At 66.0% G+C, this 16,416-nt stretch carries 14 protein-coding genes; 5 read left to right on the plus strand and 9 right to left on the minus strand.

Features of this window, described 5'->3' with window-relative positions; genetic code table 11:
• Nucleotides 1–20 precede the first annotated feature (20 nt).
• From QUV18_RS07185 to QUV18_RS07220, 8 genes are all read right to left on the minus strand, one after another.
• Nucleotides 21–767 carry an SDR family oxidoreductase gene (locus QUV18_RS07185; protein WP_300892860.1) on the minus strand — a complete coding sequence of 249 codons (747 nt, stop codon included), beginning with the start codon at nucleotides 765–767 and terminating at the stop codon, nucleotides 21–23.
• A complete protein-coding gene (locus tag QUV18_RS07190) occupies nucleotides 764–1,714 on the minus strand; it encodes an ABC transporter ATP-binding protein (RefSeq protein WP_300892862.1) in 951 nt (316 codons plus the stop codon). Before QUV18_RS07190 ends, QUV18_RS07185 begins: the two co-directional genes overlap by 4 nt.
• On the minus strand, nucleotides 1,711–2,706 hold the full coding sequence (locus QUV18_RS07195; protein WP_300892863.1) for an ABC transporter ATP-binding protein: 996 nt from the start codon (nucleotides 2,704–2,706) through the stop codon (nucleotides 1,711–1,713). The genes QUV18_RS07190 and QUV18_RS07195 overlap by 4 nt, the downstream gene beginning before the upstream one ends.
• A gap of 2 nt (nucleotides 2,707–2,708) precedes the next feature.
• A complete protein-coding gene (locus tag QUV18_RS07200) occupies nucleotides 2,709–3,539 on the minus strand; it encodes an ABC transporter permease (protein ID WP_300892865.1) in 831 nt (276 codons plus the stop codon).
• A 5-nt stretch (nucleotides 3,540–3,544) separates the two neighbouring features.
• Nucleotides 3,545–4,501: an ABC transporter permease gene (locus QUV18_RS07205; RefSeq protein WP_300892867.1), complete on the minus strand. Its 957-nt coding sequence runs from the start codon at nucleotides 4,499–4,501 to the stop codon at nucleotides 3,545–3,547.
• A gap of 67 nt (nucleotides 4,502–4,568) precedes the next feature.
• A complete protein-coding gene (locus tag QUV18_RS07210) occupies nucleotides 4,569–6,131 on the minus strand; it encodes an ABC transporter substrate-binding protein (RefSeq protein ID WP_300892868.1) in 1,563 nt (520 codons plus the stop codon).
• Nucleotides 6,128–7,735 carry an FAD-dependent oxidoreductase gene (locus tag QUV18_RS07215; RefSeq protein WP_300892869.1) on the minus strand — a complete coding sequence of 536 codons (1,608 nt, stop codon included), beginning with the start codon at nucleotides 7,733–7,735 and terminating at the stop codon, nucleotides 6,128–6,130. The genes QUV18_RS07210 and QUV18_RS07215 overlap by 4 nt, the downstream gene beginning before the upstream one ends.
• 68 nt (nucleotides 7,736–7,803) lie before the next feature.
• On the minus strand, nucleotides 7,804–8,718 hold the full coding sequence (locus QUV18_RS07220) for a LysR substrate-binding domain-containing protein (protein ID WP_300892870.1): 915 nt from the start codon (nucleotides 8,716–8,718) through the stop codon (nucleotides 7,804–7,806).
• 267 nt (nucleotides 8,719–8,985) lie between these two features.
• Between QUV18_RS07220 and QUV18_RS07225 the strand changes: the two genes are divergently transcribed.
• The 5 genes from QUV18_RS07225 (at nucleotide 8,986) to QUV18_RS07245 (ending at nucleotide 14,307) form a co-directional block, all read left to right on the plus strand.
• Nucleotides 8,986–10,473, plus strand: coding sequence for an aldehyde dehydrogenase family protein (locus QUV18_RS07225; protein ID WP_300892871.1), 1,488 nt, complete (start codon nucleotides 8,986–8,988; stop codon nucleotides 10,471–10,473).
• 30 nt (nucleotides 10,474–10,503) lie between these two features.
• Entirely contained in the window at nucleotides 10,504–11,385 is an 882-nt protein-coding gene (locus QUV18_RS07230) for an NAD(P)-dependent oxidoreductase (RefSeq protein ID WP_300892873.1), read from the plus strand.
• A gap of 88 nt (nucleotides 11,386–11,473) precedes the next feature.
• Entirely contained in the window at nucleotides 11,474–12,454 is a 981-nt protein-coding gene (locus QUV18_RS07235; protein ID WP_300892874.1) for a TRAP transporter substrate-binding protein, read from the plus strand.
• Between the two features lie 52 nt (nucleotides 12,455–12,506).
• Nucleotides 12,507–13,031, plus strand: coding sequence for a TRAP transporter small permease (locus QUV18_RS07240; RefSeq protein ID WP_300892876.1), 525 nt, complete (start codon nucleotides 12,507–12,509; stop codon nucleotides 13,029–13,031).
• Nucleotides 13,024–14,307 (plus strand): TRAP transporter large permease, encoded by a 1,284-nt coding sequence (locus QUV18_RS07245; protein ID WP_300892878.1) that lies wholly within the window; start codon nucleotides 13,024–13,026, stop codon nucleotides 14,305–14,307. Before QUV18_RS07240 ends, QUV18_RS07245 begins: the two co-directional genes overlap by 8 nt.
• A gap of 78 nt (nucleotides 14,308–14,385) precedes the next feature.
• Here the strand turns inward: QUV18_RS07245 and QUV18_RS07250 are convergent, their stop codons facing one another.
• A complete protein-coding gene (locus QUV18_RS07250; RefSeq protein WP_300892880.1) occupies nucleotides 14,386–16,329 on the minus strand; it encodes a TonB-dependent receptor in 1,944 nt (647 codons plus the stop codon).
• Nucleotides 16,330–16,416 lie beyond the last annotated feature (87 nt).

Below are 16,416 nucleotides of genomic sequence, written 5' to 3' on the forward strand. Positions count from 1 at the left end.
CTCTTCAATATTTCAACGCCTTACCCAAGCCGGTTGAACGGGTGCGAGGTGCGCGTCAGGCCGCCGTCGACACAGATGTTCTGGCCGACGATGTAGCTGTTGGCGTCGCTCGCCAGGAAGGCGACCAGCCTGGCCACCTCCTCGGGGCGGCCGGGCCGCCCGGCGGGAATATGCTGCGACGCCTGGTCAATCTGTTCCTGGCTGTATTTCCCGCGCATCGTCTCGCTCAGCGTGTAGCCGGGCGACACCGCGTTCACCAGGATGCCCTTCCCCGCCACCTCCGCCGCCAGCGCGGCATTCAGCCCGTCCAGCCCGAATTTCGAGGCGCAATAGGCGGTGTTCAGCGGGTTGCCCGCCACGCTCCAGATCGAGGTGATGTTGACGATCCGCCCCCAGCCCCTTTCCATCATGTGCGGCAGGCAGGCCCGGGTCAGGGCATAGGGCCCCTCGAGGTTCGTCCCGAGGATCTGGCCAAGCCGGTCGTCATCCGTCTCGGTCATCGCGCCCTTCAGGTTGATGCCGGCATTGTTGATCAGGATATCGGGCCGCAGCACCGTCTCCACATGCCCGATCGCCGCCGCCCGGCTGGCCGGGTCGAGAAAGTCCAGCGGTAGGTACCCGATCGCCCCGTCAAGCCCCTCCGGCCGTTCCGCCGACCGCCCGGTGATCGTGCAGGCACAGCCCGCCGCCCGAAGCTCGGCGGCGATGGCGGCCCCGATCCCCTTGCCGGCCCCGGTGATCAGCGCGGTGCGTTTTCCCCTCGTCATGTCTCGGCCTCTTCGTACAGGTAGCACGCCGTCGCGTGGCCCGGCCCGGTGCCGCGGAAATCCGGGTGGCGCTCGGCACAGGCCGCCATGGCGTGCGGACAGCGGTTGAGATAACGGCAGGCGCGCCGGTCGTCGGTCAGCGGGTTGAACACGTCCCGCGTGCTGGCCACGCTTTTGCGCTCGTGGTCGAGCGTGCCCAGAAGCTCCTGCGTATACGGGTGCTTCGGATCGGCATAGACCGCCCTGGTCGGCCCGAATTCCAGCAGCTTGCCGAAATACATGATGGCGATCCGGTCGCACAGGAACCGCGCCACATGCAGGTCATGGGTCACGAAGACGATGGTCAGGTCGTGACTGTCGCGCAGCCGCTTCAGCAGGTTGAGGATCTGCGCCCTCACCGAAACATCCAGCTTCGACACCGCCTCGTCGGCGAACAGCACCCTGGGGTTCGTGGCCAGCGCCCGCGCGATGGCCGCCCGCTGAAGCTGCCCGCCCGACAGTTCATGTGGGAAGCGGTTCCGGAACTGCGCGCCAAGCCCCACGTCCTTGAGCAGCGCGTCGATCGCCTCGGCCATGCTGCCCCGCCCGGCGTGCCCGTGCAGGCGCAGGGGGATCGCGATGGCCTCGGCAATCGTCTGGCGCGGGTTGAGCGAGGAAAGCGGGTCCTGGAACACCATCTGCAGCGTCCCGTCGCTCAGCCGCGCGGGCTTGCCGTCCAGCGTCACCGCGCCGCCGGCCACCGAATGCAGCCCCAGCGCGGCCTTGCAGATCGTCGTCTTGCCGCTGCCCGACTCGCCCACGATGCCAAGGATCTCGCCCCGCGCGACCGACAGGCTCACGTGGTCGACCGCGTTGAAGCTGGTCGTCCTGCCGCGCAGGCGCGACATCATCCCGGCAGAGGCCGCGAATGTCACGACCACGTCGTGGAAATCCAGCAATCCGCTCATGGCGTCACCTCGTTCGCCGCGCCCTGCCCGGCCTTGATACAGCGCACCAGCCCGTGCCCCTCGACCGGCCGCAGCGCGATGGCGTGGTCGCAGGCCTTTTCATAAAGCGGGCAGCGCGGCGCGAAACGGCAGCGGTTCTCCGGGTGCACCCCTGTGCCGATCTCGCCCGAGATTTCCGTCAGCGTCTCGACCTCGCCCTCAAGCTCGCGCGCTGTCCGCACCAGCCCTTGCGTATAAGGGTGCTGCGGGCGACGCATCAGCGCCTCGGTCGGGCCCTGCTCGACGATCTGGCCGGCATACATGACGATCACGCTGTCGCTGATCATCTCGGCGATGGTCATGTCGTGGGTGATGAAGATGAACGAGGCATCGGTCTCGCGCCGCAGCTTGTCGAACAGGTCGAGGATCTGGCGCTCGACGAGGTTGTCGAGGTTGGTCGTCGGCTCGTCCGCCACGATCAGCGAGGGCTTGGAGAACATCACCAGCGCGATCAGGCAGCGTTGCAGCATCCCGCCGCTCATCTGGTGGGGGTACTTCCGCAGCGCGTTCTCGGGGTCGGCGATGTCGGCCTTGGCCAGCACCTCCTTCGCCTCCTTCATGATCTCGCCGCGCGGGGCACCGGCGCCGCGATGCAGCTTGCCCACCGTGCGGAAATGCCAGCCGATCGTCTTGACCGGGTTGAACGAGCCCACCGGGTCCTGGAAGATCATCGCCAGCTCGGTGCCGCGCAGGCGGTTGAACTCGGCCTCGGTGAGCGTGCTGATGTCCCGGCCCTTGAACCGGATCGCCTTCGCCTCGAGGCTGGCGTTCTTCGGCAGAAGCCGCAGGATCGCCTTCGACGTCACCGTCTTGCCCGAGCCGGATTCCCCGATCAGGCCCAGCACCTTGCCCCGGTCGACCGAGAAGGACACGTCGGACGATACCGTCAGGTTGGCACTGGCCAGCCGGAACGCCACGTTCAGGTCGTTCACTTCGAGCAATGTCTCGGTCATCGTCATTCCCTCACTTTCAGCCGGGGGTCGGACAGGTCGCGGATGCCGTCGCCCAGCAGGTTGAGCCCCAGCAGCGCCACCGTCACCGACAGCCCGCTCAGCGTCAGAACCCAGGGCGAGCGGCGGAAATACTCCTGCCCGTCGGCCATGATCACGCCCAGCGACGGGGTCGGCGGCTGCACGCCCAGCCCGATGAAGGACAGCCCGCTTTCGATCACGATGCCGAAGGCGACGGCGATGGTGGCCTGCACCAGGATCGGCGCCGAGATGTTGGGCAGGATCTCGCGGAACAGGATGCGCGGGGTGCCCTGCCCCATCACCTGCGCCGCCTGCACGTAGGCGTCGTTGCGCACCGTCTCGGTCATGTTGCGGGTGATGCGGGCGAAGATGGGCAGGTAGACCAGCATGATCGCCAGGGCCACGTTGGTCACGCCATAGCCAAGGGCCACCATCAGGAACAGCGCAAGCACGAAGGCCGGAAAGGCGAACAGCAGGTCGACGACACGCATCACGATCACGTCCATCCAGCCGCCGTGGAAACCCGAGTAGAGCCCCGCCGTGATCCCGAACACCATCGCCGCGAACACGCCCGAGACGCTGATCAGAAGCGAGATGCGCGCGCCTTCCAGGACCCGGGTGATCACGTCGCGCCCAAGGCTGTCGGTGCCGAACGGATGTGCCCAGGACGGCGGCTGCAGGGCATTCATGAAATCGTGCTGGTTGCTGCTCCATTTCGACAGCATCGGCCCGAAGAACACCGCCAGCAGGAACAGCGTGGTGATCGTCAGCCCGGCCAGCGCGGTGCGGTTGTGAAGGAAATGCTTGAGTTTCATCGGGATTACCTCACGCGTCTCGGGTCAAGCATGGCGCAGATCAGGTCGACCACGTAATTGACCGCCAGCACGATGCCGAGGAACACGACCGCACAGGCCTGCACCACGAAGAAATCGCGGGCAAAGGCCGCCTCGACCATCAGCGACCCCACGCCGTTGATGCCGAAGATGCGCTCGATGATGACCACGCCGCCCAAAAGATAGCGGATCTGCAACCCGACGACGGTGATGTAGGGGATCAGCGAATTGCGGAAGACGTGGTGCAGGAAGCGGAACCGCCCGGAATGCCCCATCGCCTTGGCCACCATCACGTGCTCGCGGTCGAGGTTCTCGATCAGCGCGGTGCGTAAGGTGCGGGTGAAGACGGCCGCCATCGGCGCGGCGATCGCCAGCGCCGGCAGGAAGCCCGAGTAGAAGGCCCCGGCCAGCGAGTCCGACGGCGGGGTGAACCCGTAGGAGGGAAACCATCCCAGCCCGATCGACAGGCCAAGGATCAGCATGTAGCCGAACCAGAAATCCGGCATCGACACGCCCAGCACCGCCAGCGACGTGGCCGAGGTGTCGACCGTCGTGCCCCGGTTCAGCGCGGCCAGCGTGCCCAGGACAAGCGACAGGGTGACGGCGATCAGGATGGCATAAACACCCACGAAAATGGTGTTCGGCAGGCGGTAGAGCAGCAGGTCCCCGATATTCTCGCCGGCCGAAACCGACAGGGACTGGCCGAAATCGAACCGCACCAGCCCGCCGAGCCAGTCGAGATATTGCGCCATCAAGGGGGCGTCGAGGCCGTGTTTCCGGTTGAACGCCGCCACGGTTTCGTCGGTCGCGTAGTCGCCCAGCACGATCAGCGCCGGGTCGCCCGGCGCGGCCTTCATCACGAGGAAGACGACGATCGTGCCGACCAGCATCGTGACAAGCGACCCCGACAGGCGGGTCAGGAAATATTTCAGGCTAGAGGGCATCTGGCTTGGTCCGTCGGTCAGCGGCCCCCCGCGACAGGTGCGCGGGGGGCCTTGTCAGGCGAATGGCTCAGCAGTTTCCAACCGCCGCAAGCTGCGCCCCGAAGGCCGAGTACGGCAGCTGCACGAACCCGTCCACGTCGGGCGCCAGCAGGTTGTGCACGTTGCTCTCGAAACACGGCAGCACCGGGCAATCCTCGATCGCCAGCGCCTCCGCCTCGCGATACAGCGCCCCGCGCGCCTCGAGGTCGGTCTCCCGCCGGGCCGCTTCGAGCAGCTTGTCCACCTCGGGGTTGGAATAATGCTCGAAATTGCGCGCCCCGTCCGTGTGATAGATCTCGTAGGCATACTCATCCGGGTCCACCAGCCCCAGCCAGCCCCAGATCGACGCCTGCACGTCCCCGGTCTGCATCCGCTGGTAGACCGTGCCGGAATCCGACACCTCGACCGTGAAATTCACCCCCAGGACCTGGTTCACCTGCAGAACGAACACCTCGGCGAACCGCTTCCACCAGCTCGACCCCCAGGTCAGCACGGTCGCCTCGGTCCCGGCGCCGTACTTGGATTTCTCCAGCTCGGCCAGCGCCTTCTCCTGGTTCAGCGTCACCAGCTCCGGCGTCTCCTGCGTCGCGGCCCAGGAGATCGAGCTGGGGATGATCCCGTTCGCCGCCCGGCCCTCGCCGAACAGCACCACGTTGACCATCGCCTGCCGGTCGAACGCGTAGGACAGCGCCCGGCGGAAATGCACGTCGTCGAACGGCGCGACCGAGTTGTTGAGGCTCACGAAACGCGAGCTCGTCCCCGCCTGCTTGAGAACCTGCACGCGGTCATCCTCTTCCAGTTCCGGCACGTCGGCAAAGGGCGCGGTGCTGGTCACGTCGATGCTGCCCCCCAGAAGCGCGGTCACACCCGCCGATTCCTCGGCGATGAGCGGCACTTCCACCGTCTGCACCTTGGGCAGGCCTTCCTCGAAATAGTCCCCGTGCGCCGCCAGCTCGAGCGACGCGCCCGGCTCGTGGCTCACCAGCTTGAACGGGCCGGTGCCCACCGGGTTCGAGGCGAACTCCTCGTTCGAACCGTTCTCGAGGATATGCTTCGGCACGATCTGGCTGCCCGTGCGGGTGTTCGTCAGGTAGCTCAGCATCGGCGCGAAGGGCTCCTCCGTCTCGATCTCGACGGTATAGTCGTCCGGCGTCCGGATCTCGGTGATGGCGCTGAACTTCGACCGGTGCGGCGAACCGAACGCCTCGTCCCGCAGCCGGTCGAAGGTGAACTTGACGTCTTCCGAGGTCATCTCCTCGCCATCGTGGAACTTGACCCCCTCGCGCAGCTTGAAGCGCAGCACGGTCGGGCTGACCGACTCGTAGCTTTCGGCCAGGTCGGGAACGATGTTCATCTCCTCGTCGAACTTCAGCAGGCAGTTGAAGATGCCCCAGACCATGTAGGCCTCGGGGATCAGCGTCATCTGGCCCGGGTCGAGCGTGTTGATGACGTTGTAGCCGGTGATCCCCGCCCGCAGCGTGGAACAGGAGGCCTGCGCGGCGCCGGCCCAGAAGGGCACCATCGCCACGGTCGTCGCGGCCGCCCCGGACTTGAGCAGCGAGCGGCGGGAAATCGTAGTGGAGCGTGTCATGCTCTTTCTCCTTGTTGGATAGTTGCATCGTGGTTGATATCCGCCTTGTCCCGGCGGTTTGGGACGCCGTACAGGCGGGAAACCTCCCGCTTGTACCGGTCGATCTCTGTCTGGCGCTCGGCCTCGGTCCAGCCCAGCTCGGCGCCCATTTCCTCGGCGACGCGGGCGATCTCGGCATCGCCGAACCAGTGCCGCAGGCCGACACCGCTGCGCCGGAACAGCACGTCCAGAAGCGTGCGCGCATGTTCGTGCCGCACTGCGTGGCGGACATCGGCCAGCGTGTAGCCGGCCCCGTCGGCGATGGGCTGCGTGTTGGAGTTCTCAATCGGCATCCGCGGCCGATAGGACAGCGCGCTCGGCGCGCCCGACGGCGCAAGCTCCTTGCGCAGCACATCCGTGATCTTCCGGCCCGAGTCGCGGTGGCTCATCACCGGGGCGGCCGTCATCGCGTAGACGCCCTCCAGCCCCTCGCGGCCCAAGTCGTGCAACTCGCGCGCCCGGCTGCCCTTGGGGTGGGCCGGATCGTAGGTCAGCGGCCTGACCCCGGCCCAGGTGCGGATCACCTTGTCCCGCGTCACGTTCAGCCCGGGGAACAACGACGCCGCCTCGGACAGCAGGAACTCCAGGTCGTTTTCGTCGACATGGATATCGTCGAGATCGCCTTCATAGGGCGTTTCGGTCGGGCCGATGTAATGCAGGTCATGCCACGGGATACAGTAGAACGGCTCGCCCCAGCTGTTTATCGTGGAGACCCCCTGCCCGCGGTATTTCTCCGGCAGGCGGATGACGATATGGCCGCCCTTGGTGCCGAAGATCTTGCGCGCGGCGGGCTTGCCCGGCCCCGACAGGACCTTGTCGATCCAGATCCCCGACATCGCCATGATCCGGCGGCCGCGCACGGTGGCACGCGCGCCGTTCTCACCAAGAAGCGTGACCTTCCGGGTGCCGTTCTGCATATCGCCCATCCGGGCCTCGGTGTAGTTGAGCGCCACCGCGCCCGCCTCCTCGGCATCGAGCACGGCATCGAGACAGATGCGCTCGGGCCAGTTGAACTGGTACTCGGTGAACTGCGCGGCACCTTCCAGCCTGTCCCGGTTGCCCAGCGCCGCCACCATCGGCTTTTGCAGCGCCTCGGGCTTTTTCAACCGGTTGTAATCGAGCGGGACATCGCCCGGCGCCAGCCGCTTCAGCAGCCTGAAGGCCATGTCGACCTGCCACGGGCGATAGGGGCCGTCCGCGTAGATCGGGAAGAAGAAGTCGATCGGCGTGACCCGCTCGCGCGATGTCAGCACCATCTCCCGCCGCTCGCGCATCCCCTGCCGGGCCATGCTCAGCGACGTCAGGAAACGCCCCGGATGGCGGGCGAAGTAGGCAACCGGGTTCGGGGCCTCGAAATACCGCAGGCCGCAATGCAGAAGCCGGCTCGACCGGCTGGACGAGCCGGAGGCGAAATCGCCCTTCTCGACCAGCAGAACCGAGTAGCCTGCCGCCGCGGCCTCGCGGGCGGCGCTGCATCCGACGGCGCCCCCGCCGATCACGACGACATCGAAAACCTGCCCGTCGAGGGCCTTGATCTGTTCGGAGGGGGAGCGATGTTCGAGCATGGCGGGAAGGATTGCAGAGCCATGCCTCCCGATCAAATTACGTCCGGTTCACGCTGTATGTTGTTATGTTATAGGGCCAGTAATTGCTGGGCTCCGGACAGCAGTTCATTCCGTTTTGCCCGCAATGTCGTCATGAATTCCCCCGTCGCGCGGGACCGTGGAAGGTGCCGCGGGTAGAGCACGCCGACACGGAACAGGATCTCCGGCTCGAAACGCCGGAAGACGATTCCCGTTCCGGCGAAATCCGTGACCGTGAACATGTCCGTCAGCCCGATCCCCTGCCCGCGCATGACCAGCGCGCAGACCCCGGCCGCGTAGGTGGTCTCGCAGACGAATTGCGGCGTGACACCGGCCTCCGCCAGGCACGTGTCGAGCAGGCGGCGGGCGACCGTCTCCGGGCTCAGGCTGACCATCCGCTCACCTTCAAGGTCTCCGGGCGTCACGACCGAGCGGCCGCTCAGCCGGTGATCGGCCGGCATCGCCATCACGTAGGGCGTTTCGCAGAAACTCTCCCGCTCGATGCCCGGCCGCTCGAACGGGAACTCCGCCAGCCCGAGATCGACCTGCTGCGACGAGACCCATTCCTCGACCCGCATCGACAGTTGCAGGTCGTAGCGGATCTTCACGTCGGGCTGAACCTTGCGGAACCGGGCGATGGCGTCGGGCAGGAAGTTCAGCCCCAGCGCCGGCATCGACGCGATATGGAGCGAGCCGCGGCGGCCCAGCCGGATATCCTCGGCCGCGGCGACCAGCCTGTCATACCCGGCAAAGGCATTCTGCAGTTCCGCGTAGAACAGCCGGGCCTCCAGCGTGGGCACCATGCGCCCGGTGCGCCGGTCGAACAGCGTGATGCTCAGCGATTCCTCCAGCGCATCGATCAGCCGGCTGACGGCGGGCTGCGAGATTCCCATGATCTCTGCCGCGCCGCTGGCCGTGCCCGTCACCATCGTTTCCCGGAATGCCGTCAGTTGCCGCCACCGCATGTCTCGATCCTCAGCCTTGTCCTGCCCGCCACCCTAAGATCTGCGCCGCCCGTTTCAAACCGTCTTCGGCGGGGCACGGCCCCGCGGGCGCACCGAAACATGCACCGACGTGATACCGACAAAATACCGACGTGATACCGACGTGACATTTCGGCGCCGGAAGGCAGGACCTGTCGCCCGGAACCGGGCCGTCAAAATCGGCTGGCCTTTCCTCGAACCGCCGGTGTAAACAGCCGCTGATCCTGCCCCGAACAAAGCGAAATCCTCATGAAAGACTGGTCTTCCGCCGCCGCCACCCTCTATCCCGGCACCCCCCGCCAGATGTTCATCGGCGGTCAGTGGTGCGACGCGCAATCCGGCGAAACCATCGACGCCCGCAACCCCGCCGACGGCTCCCTCCTCGCCACCGTCCCCCGCGCCACCACCCCCGACATCCACGCCGCCGTCACCGCCGCCCGCACCGCTTTCGAAGGCCCGTGGGCGAAGTGGACGCCGTTCGAGCGGCAGAACCTTCTGCTGCGCATCGCCGACCGGTTCGAGGCGGAATGGGAAAGCCTGTGCCTGTCGGACACGCTGGACATGGGGATGCCGATCCAGCGCACTTTGGCCAACAGCCGCAGGGTCCTGGGCATGCTGCGTTTCTATGCCGGGCAGGCGGTGGCCATCCACGGCGCGACGATCCCCAACTCCTTCCCCGGCGAGATCTATTCGCAGACGGTGCGGGAACCGGTCGGCGTGGTCGGCGCCATCATTCCGTGGAACGCGCCGATCGCCGGGTCGATCTGGAAGATCGCGCCGGCGATCGCGACCGGCTGCACCGTGGTATTGAAACCGTCGGAGGAGGCATCGCTGACCGTCCTGATGATCGCGCGGATCATGCAGGAGGCGGGGCTGCCGGACGGGGTGCTGAACATCGTCACCGGCCTTGGGTCGGAGGCCGGCGCGGCGCTGGCCGCGCATCCGGGCGTCGACAAGATCGTCTTCACCGGCTCAACCGCCACTGGGCAGGCCATCGCCCGCGCGGCGACCGGCAACCTGAAGCGGGTGTCGCTGGAACTTGGCGGGAAATCCCCGGTGATCGTGTGCCGGGACGCCGATATCGAGAAGGCCGTGCCCGTGGCCGCGATGGCGGTCTTCGCCAATTCCGGGCAGATCTGTATCGCCGGGTCGCGGCTGTTCGTGGCCCGGGAAATCCATGACGAGTTCGTGCGCCGGGTGGCCGATTATGCCGCCGCATTGCGCATCGGGCATGGCATCCGCGAGGATACCGATATCGGCCCGATCATCTCGGCCCGGCAGGCCGAGCGCATTGCCGGTTTCCTGTCCAAGGGGCCGCAGGAGGGCGCGCAGGTGCTGACCGGCGGCGCACGGGCCGAGGGGCCGGGCCTTGACGGCGGGCATTTCTACCAGCCCACGGTGCTGGGCGGGGTGACCGACCAGATGACCGTGGCGCGGGAAGAGATTTTCGGGCCGGTGATCTCGGCCCTGCCCTTCGACAGCATCGACGAGGTCGTGGCGCGCGCCAATGCCACGCCCTACGGGCTGGCCGCCGGCGTCTTCTCGACCCACCTGGGGACAGCGCACAAGCTGGCGCACCGGCTGAAGGCCGGGTCAGTCTGGGTGAACATGTACCACGCCATCGACCCGGCGGTGCCCTTCGGCGGGGTGAAGATGTCGGGCTATGGCCGCGAGGGGGGCACCGAGCACATGGAAGAATACCTGGACACCAAGGCGATCTGGATCAACGCGGACTGAGCGGTTCGGAAACGGAGGGAGATCGGAATGATGGAAGTCGGTATCATCGGCGTGGGGCTCATGGGCCACGGCATCGCCCGCAACGTCATCGGGCGCGGCAAGTTCGGGCTGAGCTTTCTCGAGCATCCGGGGAACCAGCCGACGGAGGATATCGTCGCGCTCGGAGCGCGGGCCTGTGCCACGGCGGCCGAGGTGGCGGCGGCGGCGGACGTGGTGATCCTCTGCGTCACCGGCTCGCCGCAGGTCGAGGCGATCGTCACCGGCGAGGGCGGGCTGGCAGCTGCGCTGCGCCCCGGCGCGGTGGTGGTGGATTGCTCGACCGCGCTGCCCGACTCGACGCTGCGAATGGGCGAGATCGTGCGGCAGGCGGGTGGTGATTACCTCGACGCGCCGATGACGCGCACGGCGACGCATGCGCATCAGGGCACGCTGAACCTGCTGGTGGGCGGGGAACGGGACGTGCTGGAGAAGGTGCGGCCGGTGCTGGCGGCGTTTACCGAGAAGGTCGACCATGTCGGGCCGCTGGGGCATGGCCACCGGCTGAAGCTCTTGCACAATTACGTGTCGGTCGGGTTCATGACCCTGCTGGCCGAAGCCGCCGCGCAGGCCGCCGACAGCGGGGTAGACCCGCAAGTGTTCGTCGACGTGCTGGCCGGGGGTGGCGGGGCGAGCGCCGCGCTGGACCGGCTGGCGCCCTACATCGTCGCCGAGGATCGCGACGCCCTGCCCTTCTTCGTGGCCAACGCACAGAAGGACATTGACTATTACCGCGCCATGTCGGACTCCTCGGGCGCGCGCAAGGTTGTTGCCGACGGAGTGTCGGCGGCCCTCGCCGAGACGGTCGAGGCCGGTTTCGGAGAGGCTTACGTGCCTGAGCTGGTGCGCCTGTTCAGGAAGGAAACGAACACCTGACACGGACGCTGGCGGCCCGGATGTCGCAGGGTTGCCACTGAAAAAATACCTGTGTAGCAAATGCAAACGTTCAACGGGAGGATGATCCATGACGTTTATGACCCGAGGGCTGGTTTCGACCGGCATTTTCCTTGCGATGGGCTTGCCGGCCTTCGCGCAGACCGAAGTCAAGATCGGCTATGCGCTGGCCCCTGACAGCCATTACGGCGTCGCGGCCGCGAAGTTCGAAGAGGTCGTCATGGCCGAGGCCGGCGATGCTTTCGAATTCAAACATTTCCCCTCTTCTGGGCTTGGCGGCGAGCGCGAGGTGATCGAGGGGCTTCAGCTTGGCACGATCGAGGCGACCATCGTCTCCTCGGGCACGCTGGCCAATTTCGTGCCGGACACCGGCGTGTTCGACATTCCCTTCCTGTTCCGTGATCTCGAGCATGCCCGTGCCGTGCTGGATGGCGAGATCGGGCAGGAAATCCTTGCCAAGTTCGACGATGTCGGCCTGCACGGGCTGGCCTGGGGCGAGCAGGGCTTCCGCCACATCACCAACAACCGCAACCCGATCGAGACGCCCGAGGACGTCGAAAGCCTGAAGATCCGCACCATGGAGAACCCGGTTCACCTGGCGGCCTTCAACGCGATGGGCGCGGCGCCGACGCCGATGGCGTGGCCGGAGGTGATCTCGTCGCTGCAGCAGGGCGTGATCGACGGGCAGGAAAACCCGCTTTCGGTGATCGTGTCGGTGAAGCTGGACGAGGTGCAGAAATACCTGACGCTGTCCGGCCACGTGTACTCGCCGGCAATGCTGATCGTGTCGAAGCCGTTCTGGGAAGGGCTGGATGACGAGCAGAAAGCCGTGTTCGAGAAGGCCGCGACAGAGGCCGTGGCCGCCATGCGCGGCTATGTCGACAATGTCGAGACCACCGGGGTCGAGACGCTCAAGGAGCGCGGCATGGAAGTGAACGAGTTGTCGGCCGAGCAGAAGGCCGCCTTCCAGGAATCCATCGCCTCGGCCTACGAGGAGTATTACGAGACCTACGGCAAGGACCTCGTCGACTCGATCGTCGATTTCGAGTGAGAACATGGTGCCGGCGCCCCGGAGGCGCCGGCACGTATCCCGGGGGTGGCCATTGAAACGCATTGAGCGAGCCTTCGTCACGCTGAACGGCTGGGCGCTTATCCTGATGCTGTCGGCCATGGCGCTGGTGGTGGGAGCAAATATCGCGCTTCGCTACCTGACTTCGCATTCGCTGCCCTGGGCGGACGAGGTGGCGCGCTACCTGATGATCTGGCTGACCTTCATCGGCGCCGGGCTGATCCTGCGGATCGGAGGGCACGTCGCCATCACCAACCTTCAGGATGCTCTTCCCACGACCGGGCAGAAGGTTCTCAGGGCAATCATCGTGCTGATCCTGCTGGGCTTCTTCGGTTTCATGGTCTACGTGGGCTGGCAATACGCGCAGCGCATGCAATACCAGATGACCCCGGCGCTGCGCCTTCCGTTCCTGTATATCTACGCCGCGATGCCCGTGGGGTTCGCCCTGCTGATCGTGCATCTCCTGCTGATCGCCCGCCCCTTCATCAGCGCTGGCGAGTACAAGCCGCTCGACGGCTCGGGGGCGGATGAAATGGTCACTGGCGGCGCCAATGGCTGAGATCCTTTTCCCGGCCCTGTTCCTGTTGCTCGCCCTTGGCCTGCCCGTCGCCTTTGCCATGGCAATCGCGGCCTTCGCCGCGATCACGCTGGCCTCGAGCTATCACCCGCTGGTGGTGGTGAAGGAGATGTTCGCCGGGCTCGACAGCTTTCCGCTACTGGCGGTGCCGTTCTTCATCCTCGCCTCGGAGATCATGACCGGGGGGGCGGTGACACTTGCCATTCTGAGGCTGGCGCAATCGCTTGTGGGGCACATGCGCGGCGGGCTGGGCCATGCGAACGTGATCAGCTCGGCGATGTTCGCGGGCATTTCCGGCAGCGCGCTGGCCGACGCCGCGGGGCCCGGGACAATGATGATCCGGATGATGGAAAAGGGCGGCTATGACCGGCCCTATGCCAGCGCCCTGACCATTGCCAGCGCGGTCGTCGGACCGATCATCCCGCCCTCGATCACCATGATCATCTACGCGATGCAGGACCAGAACGTCTCGGTCGGGTCGCTGTTCATGGCCGGCGTGCTGCCGGGGCTGCTGATCACGGTTCTGGTGCTTCTGACCAATGCCCGGATGAGCAAGCTGCGCAACTATGCCTCGGGCGAGCCGATGCCGCCGCTGGCCGAGATCGGCCGGATCGCCTTTTATGCCCTGCCCGCGCTGACGCTGATCGTGCTTATCGTGGGCGGCATCCGTTTCGGTATCTTCACACCGACCGAGGCGTCGGTCATCGCGGTGTTCTACGCGCTTCTGGTGGGGATGTTCATCTATCGCTCTCTGCGGCTGCGCGACCTGCCGGGGATCGTGCTGCGGGCGGCGCTGACCTCGGGGGCGGTGCTGCTGATCCTGGGCGCGGCGCGGGCCTTCGCCTGGGTGCTGATCATCGAGAGCGTGCCACAGTTTCTGGCCGAGACAATCATTTCATGGGACCTGGCGCCGATCGTGTTCCTGCTGGCGGTGAACCTGCTGCTGCTGGCCTTCGGGCTGTTCATGGACCCGCTGCCGGGGGTGATGATCCTTGTGCCGATCCTGGCGCCGATCAGCTTTGCGCTCGGGATCGACCCGAACCACTTCGCCATCATCGTGATCGTCAACCTGACGCTCGGGCTGACCACGCCACCGGTGGGCAGCCTGATCTTCGTCGTGTCCTCGACCGTGCGGCTGAAACCTTCGGTCCTGATCCGGGAAATGCCGCCGTTCTTCATGGCGCTGGCCGCGGCGCTCCTGCTCATCACCCTGCTGCCGTTCATTTCGACGTGGCTGCCGGATATCAGCGGGTTCTGACGCCGAAACGGCAGCGAGGCGAGGACCCGATACATGGCGGCCCCGCCCCTGCCAAAGGCCGGGGGCGGGAGATCAGACCTAGAACCGGAGCGAGGCCCGAAGGTTGAACGAGCGGCCCGGCTCTTTCAGGGGGGTGACGGTCGCGAACTCCTGACCATAGGTCGCGCGTTCCGTGTAGGTTTCGTCGAAGAGGTTGTCGATTTCCGCCCGGATCGTCAGGTTCTTCATCCGGCGCGGCGTGTATTCGGCGAACAGGTTGAACACCTCGAACCCGCCGAGCTTGCCGCCCGGGGCCCCTGCGGCGGATTCGTCGAAGACCAGCTGTGCGTCGGCGCCGAGGGTCAGGCCGAGCGGATCCCACGTGTTCGCCACCTCGAGAACGAGGTTGTCACCAAGCGGTGTCGTCAGGTAGCGGCCGATGTAGCTGTCGGCCGGGCCGCCGTTGATCTTGTTGTCGATGTTCGCATAGGCGATGCGCGCGAAGCCGGTGGACCAGTTGTAGTCGGCACTGACCTCGAAACCTTCGGTGTCGAGATCGGCGACGAGGCCCGGTGAAGCGCCGAACAGACCGGTCGCCGGGTCGAGCAATGTGCGGGCGTTGTCGATGTTGGTTTTGAACAGCCGGGCGTTCAGGTCCCAGTTCCCCAGCCGGACATTGGCGCCGAGGTAATAGTTCTCGGACGTGACAGGCTCGATCGAGGCGGGATAGGTCCAGGCCGGGTCGAAGAGGAAGCTTTCGGCCAGCGCGATGCCGCCCCAGACATGCGAGGCGCCAGCGCTGAGCGTGACCGCGTCGGAGACGTCGTAGTCGCCGGAGATGTTGGCGGAAAGCCCGTCATTGTCGTAGGTCGTGCCGTCGAGTCCCTCGAATTCCTGGAAGTCGTAGCGGGCGCCGGTGGAGAGGCGGAACCGATCGGTCACGTCGAGCTCGGCCTGCACGAAAAGGCCGAAATTATTGGCTTTCTCCCGCGCGAAGAAGACAGCCGTGCCCTCGCCGTTGATGTCCGCGACGTCGCTGTAGAAATCGGCGCCCGCCTTGACCGTGCCGTTCGAGACCGTGAACTCGTTCACGAATTTCCCGGTGAAGCTGGTGGTCTCGCCGGAATAGGCATCGGTGCTGCCCGGCATGGGGCCGGTGTAGAGGTCGGTGGAGTTGTAGGCGATCTGGACCGTGGGGTTCCACATGTCGGTGGTGTTGCCGAACTCGTAGGACAGGACGAGGTTCTGCCGCTCGAGCGTGTAGGTCCGGGTGGCGAACATGCCCCGCAGCCCGGCGAAATCGGCCCGCAGGGGGCGCTGCGCGTCGTCGCGGACGTTCTCGTAGCTGAGCTCGAGCCGGCTGCCATTGGCGCCGTTATAGGCAACCTTGGCCAGCCCGCTGGTGAGCTGGGTGCCCGAGCCGGTGATATCCACACCATCGCCGTCCTCGCGCAGGCCGCCATCGGCGTACTTGCCGAAGGCGAGGTACTCGAACCCGCCGGTGACGCCGAAAATGGCAAGGCTGTTGGTGAAGACGTTGCCGTTGCTCTGGTACTCGGTGATGAACCGGCCACCGAAGGTGCGGCCCTCTTCCAGCAGGTCGTTGACGTCCTTCGTCTCGAAGGCGATGGCACCCGCCATCGCGCCGGGGCCCGCATCCGCCGGTGCGACGCCCGGGTCGACCCGCACGGCCTTGAGCAGTTCGGGGTCGATATAGGTGGTGGCGCTGTGGTGGAAGATGCGGTTGTTCTGGCGGGCGCCGTCGATCGTGACGTTGAGGTTGTTCTCTTCCACGCCGTTGACGTAGATCTTCTGCGAGATGGGCAGCGAGCTTCCGACCGAGACCGAGGGTTCGGACTTGAACACCTCCTGCAGGTCCTTGGGCGTGGTTCGCGTCAGGTCTTCGTTGTCGATGCCGATTTCGGACGTGGCGTCGGAGCCGATGTAGATCGTGCCGAGCACGAAGGGTTCCGGCGCCTGGGCGAAGGCCCCGCCTGTCCCGATCAGTACAACAAACGCGGCATTGGGCGTCACTCTGCGCATGGTCTTCCCCCAGAAGGTCAATTATTGGATTGGGGGTAGCTGTTGCGTGGCTGCCTGTCGCAACGGGCGTGGCACACGCTTGCGGGA

The sequence above is a fragment of the Roseovarius sp. genome (assembly GCF_030373445.1).
GTDB lineage: Bacteria > Pseudomonadota > Alphaproteobacteria > Rhodobacterales > Rhodobacteraceae > Roseovarius.

Excerpts from the sequence above, each read along its gene's own strand:
- QUV18_RS07185 (WP_300892860.1), bottom strand. The coding sequence starts at position 767 with ATGACGAGGGGAAAACGCACCGCGCTGATCACCGGGGCCGGCAAGGGG.
- QUV18_RS07190 (WP_300892862.1), bottom strand. The coding sequence starts at position 1,714 with ATGAGCGGATTGCTGGATTTCCACGACGTGGTCGTGACATTCGCGGCC.
- QUV18_RS07195 (WP_300892863.1), bottom strand. The coding sequence starts at position 2,706 with ATGACCGAGACATTGCTCGAAGTGAACGACCTGAACGTGGCGTTCCGG.
- QUV18_RS07200 (WP_300892865.1), bottom strand. The coding sequence starts at position 3,539 with ATGAAACTCAAGCATTTCCTTCACAACCGCACCGCGCTGGCCGGGCTG.
- QUV18_RS07205 (WP_300892867.1), bottom strand. The coding sequence starts at position 4,501 with ATGCCCTCTAGCCTGAAATATTTCCTGACCCGCCTGTCGGGGTCGCTT.
- QUV18_RS07210 (WP_300892868.1), bottom strand. The coding sequence starts at position 6,131 with ATGACACGCTCCACTACGATTTCCCGCCGCTCGCTGCTCAAGTCCGGG.
- QUV18_RS07215 (WP_300892869.1), bottom strand. The coding sequence starts at position 7,735 with ATGCTCGAACATCGCTCCCCCTCCGAACAGATCAAGGCCCTCGACGGG.
- QUV18_RS07220 (WP_300892870.1), bottom strand. The coding sequence starts at position 8,718 with ATGCGGTGGCGGCAACTGACGGCATTCCGGGAAACGATGGTGACGGGC.
- QUV18_RS07225 (WP_300892871.1), top strand. The coding sequence starts at position 8,986 with ATGAAAGACTGGTCTTCCGCCGCCGCCACCCTCTATCCCGGCACCCCC.
- QUV18_RS07230 (WP_300892873.1), top strand. The coding sequence starts at position 10,504 with ATGGAAGTCGGTATCATCGGCGTGGGGCTCATGGGCCACGGCATCGCC.
- QUV18_RS07235 (WP_300892874.1), top strand. The coding sequence starts at position 11,474 with ATGACGTTTATGACCCGAGGGCTGGTTTCGACCGGCATTTTCCTTGCG.
- QUV18_RS07245 (WP_300892878.1), top strand. The coding sequence starts at position 13,024 with ATGGCTGAGATCCTTTTCCCGGCCCTGTTCCTGTTGCTCGCCCTTGGC.
- QUV18_RS07250 (WP_300892880.1), bottom strand. The coding sequence starts at position 16,329 with ATGCGCAGAGTGACGCCCAATGCCGCGTTTGTTGTACTGATCGGGACA.